This is a genomic window from Microvirga aerophila, assembly GCF_003332305.1.
GTDB classification, from domain to species: domain Bacteria; phylum Pseudomonadota; class Alphaproteobacteria; order Rhizobiales; family Beijerinckiaceae; genus Microvirga; species Microvirga aerophila.
The window spans coordinates 1-3,592 of record NZ_QOIO01000145.1; the positions used below are offsets into that span (position 1 = coordinate 1).

The window sequence follows — 3,592 nt, forward strand, 5'->3', positions numbered from 1 at the left end:
CGAGCCGACAGTGGTTCTGGCATTGATGGGCTACTCGGCAGGTTCGGAGGTTAACTTACCAGACCATAAAGAGGAGAGTGTGCAGGACGAAGTTCATCGGGTGCGTTATTGAACCGTGACTGTGCCTTCATACACAGAAATCCTGCCCTGTTTCTGCCATACATTGTCGTAGCCTGAAGGGGCAAGCTTAGAGGCCAATACTACCCCCATGAAGAAACTCACCCTTGTCGTTGACGAACGGGAGTTGAGTACCATCCGTGCAGCCCTTCTCCTCCTCCAGGAGCAAGTTGACGCTCTCCCGGAAGACCTCGCAGAGATGATAGCCGAGCACGGACGACCTATGACAGGAGCGGAGATCGAGCAACTCAGCCTTCGTATTGCTGAGACAGCAAGCCCGTTCCGCGATTCTCCTGAACCGCAAAGTCCCGCAGCGGCGCAGGTTGTCGAGGTGGAGAGACGGTCCATTCGGGTGTTGACTTCTCACGCCCGTCGCGTCTCCACGATATAGAAAGGTGACCGTGTTGGCAGCACACGAGGCGCTCCGAAGCCAGACTGAGCAAATAGCGTCGCGAATTGTGCTTCGGTACGCTCCTTCGCACCCTCGTGGATTACCATCATCTGCATGTCTGCCAGATAGCTCATTGGATTGGTTAGTCCCGGTTCCTCATCCAGCACTCGCTCTATGACGAGAAGACGCGCATCTGGTCCCATGGCCTCTCGGCAGTTTGAGAGGATGCTTAGGCAGCGCTCGTCGTTCCAATCGTGCAGTATTTGGGACAGGGTGTAGATATCGCCGCCCTTCGGTACGGCCTCAAAGAAGTTACCTGCCTCGATCCGGCAGCGTTCACTCAGGCCAAGTCTTCTCAATATCTCTGGGGCTGATGCGACGACAGCCTCCTGATCGAACAACAGGCCCTTCACATCTGGGCAGGCCCTGAGAATGGTAGCGAGGAGTGCTCCGTTCCCGCCGCCTAAGTCCACTACGAGCCCTGCGTCTGAAAAATCATATGCCTCAACCACAGCAGCATGCCGGTCATCGGGGCTGTGCTGCATGAAGAGGTCAAACAAGCTGGCTTCGTCAGGATGTGTCACATTGTACTCGAACTGGCCGATCCCGAAGGTTTCCTGGAACGACGAGCGCCCAGTTCTGATCGTGTGTTCCAGGTTGGCCCAAGCTTGCCAATTTCCTGGTGTCGTCCAGAATTGTGCCGCATAGTAAAGTGTGGGCTTCGCATCTTTGCGAAGCCAAGCCGAGCGGGTTGTTTGGCTAACCTGTCCGTCTGATGTAACTTTGAAAATGCCGAACGCAGCCAGTGCTCGGCAGAGGCGCAGGAGCATACTGGGATCGGCCCCGCAGTCAGAGGCCAGTCGTGCAACCGGCTGTGGACCGTCTGCAACCCAGTCCGCCAAATCCAGTGCAGCGGCCACTTGCAGCATCTTGGAAAGCTGGAAGGCACGGACCAGCAGGGCGACATCCGCAAGCCCTTCATCGCCGGTATCTTGGTGCGACATAGAAGGCACTCCGCTCAGGAGGAACGTGGAGCGTAGCAGCTAATGCTTGGAAGGCTATTGTTGAGTTAGGAGGTTCGCGACCGAACGCCAGCCTCAGGCAAGAATAGACAATTAGAATTCGTCTGCTGGACTTCACCGGTTCAACGGACTGTTCTCCACTTGCGCCGGATGCTACGTCTCCACTCCAAACCACCATATAGCCACAACCCAAGGGTGGCCTTGAAGCCGTCTTACATAGCTATCTTCGCCAAGGAACTCTTTAGAAGCGTATGGTTCACTCTGCGAGCCCTGCGCGGCGAAGACCTTCGATCATACGACCGGTATAATCCTCGTTGAATGCCAAGGCGGCACGAATCTTGCTGACTGTCAGATCAGGGTAAGCTTGCAAAAGCTGATGAAGTCTCACCTTTGCCCTATCAACATGTCCCGCAAAAACATGGGCTGGAACGAGACCACGCAGTATCCATGTCGCGGACGGATGAGTGTCGAGTGCTTTCTCCTGCCATTCGACGGCCTGCTCGTAACGGCCAGCGATGAAGTGAGCGGTCCCGATCCCCATGAGGCAGTTGTACGCCATCGGTTCAAACGGGCTGAGGCGCAGTGACCGTTCAAAGTGCTGGATGGCTGTCTCCGGGTCTCCCTGGAAGTTCCTCAGCCAGCCGCTGCGAGTCCAAGCAAACGCTGAGTTGGGATCGAGTGCCAACGCCTTTTCCAGCATAGCCCTGGCCTGTCGAAACTCGCAGGCTATAGATAAGGCCGCGCCGAGGACGGCGAGCACAAAGGGGTCATCGGACGACAGCGCTGCGGCCTGCTGGGCAATCCGAAGTGTCTCCTGCTTCTCCTGAGCGATGTCCTCGGACCAGTTGTAGACCACCCGTTGAGCGCAGCACCATGACAGAAGCGAAAGTGCGGTTGGGTAGGTGGGATCGAGACCGAGCACGTCCCGGAGAATTCCCGTTGCCTGACGATTCTGGTCTTTCTCTAATGCCCAGACATGTGGAAGGGCTCGCATCACAAGATCATAGGCATCAAGGCTCCCAGGACGTTTGCGCTTGGCCCGTTCGATTTCGGCGGCTCGGACAGAGGGTTGGATCGCTCCCACGACACTGGCTGTGATGTTGTCTTGAAGGTCGAACACGTCCTCAATGGTGCCATCGTAGTGATCGGCCCACAGATGGGCACCTGTTGTGGCATCGATAAGCTGTGCCGTGATGCGGACTCTTCCACCCGCACGACGGACGCTGCCTTCAACGACATACCGGACGCCCAGTTCGCGGCTGACCTGTTGGACCTGAACCGCTCGCTTCTTGTAGGTGAACGTGGAGTTCCGTGCGATCACGAAGAAGGACCGGACTCTCGATAGTGCCGCAGTGATGTCCTCCACGATGCCATCAGCAAAATACTCCTGCTCAGGGTCGGCGCTCATGTTGTCGAAAGGCAGAATGGCAATGGACGGCTTGTCGGGAAGCGGCAACGTCTTGGACCGGGACTCAATCTGCGCAGATGCTGGCTCGATGCTCGTCAAAGTGATTGTGAAAACCCGGATCGGCTCCTCGATGTTTTTCACCGGCTGCGGACCCAAGTCCATATAGTTGAGGGACAAGCTCTTTCGGACATGCTCGTGGGTAGCTGCCGAAATACACACACCTCCTGGTTCAGCAAGGCTCTCCAGCCGCGCCGCAATATTGACCCCGTCGCCCAACAGATCGCTGCCTCGGATCATCACATCACCGACATGCACCCCGATCCGAAACCGGATTCGGCGCTCTTCCAGCGTGTTTTGGTTCGTTTTTGCGAGAGCCTCCTGTACAGCAACGGCACACTTGACCGCATCCACAGCACTGGGGAACTCAGCCAGGACGCTATCGCCTGCCGTGTTGGCGATCCGGCCAGCATGCTCGATGATCAGCCGGTCCATGATTTCCCGGTGTTGGGTCAAGGTCCGGAGGGTGCCAACCTCATCCTGGCTCATCAGGCGCGAATAGCCCGCTACATCGGCGGCAAAGATAGCGGCCAGCCGCCGCTCGACCCTATCCTGTGGTGGGGGCATCGCGTTCCCCAGGCCCATTTACGGTTATAA

At 57.1% G+C, this 3,592-nt stretch carries 2 protein-coding genes; both read right to left on the reverse strand.

Annotation, left to right across the window (positions count from 1 at the left end; translation table 11 throughout):
- Positions 1-480: 480 nt before the first annotated feature.
- A complete protein-coding gene (locus DRB19_RS29205; protein WP_114189445.1) occupies positions 481-1,512 on the reverse strand; it encodes a methyltransferase in 1,032 nt (343 codons plus the stop codon).
- Positions 1,513-1,786: 274 nt separating this feature from the next.
- On the reverse strand, positions 1,787-3,580 hold the full coding sequence (locus DRB19_RS29210; protein ID WP_338067387.1) for an adenylate/guanylate cyclase domain-containing protein: 1,794 nt from the start codon (positions 3,578-3,580) through the stop codon (positions 1,787-1,789).
- Positions 3,581-3,592 lie beyond the last annotated feature (12 nt).

Excerpts from the sequence above, each read along its gene's own strand:
- DRB19_RS29210 (WP_338067387.1), bottom strand. The coding sequence starts at position 3,580 with ATGGGCCTGGGGAACGCGATGCCCCCACCACAGGATAGGGTCGAGCGG.
- DRB19_RS29205 (WP_114189445.1), bottom strand. The coding sequence starts at position 1,512 with ATGTCGCACCAAGATACCGGCGATGAAGGGCTTGCGGATGTCGCCCTG.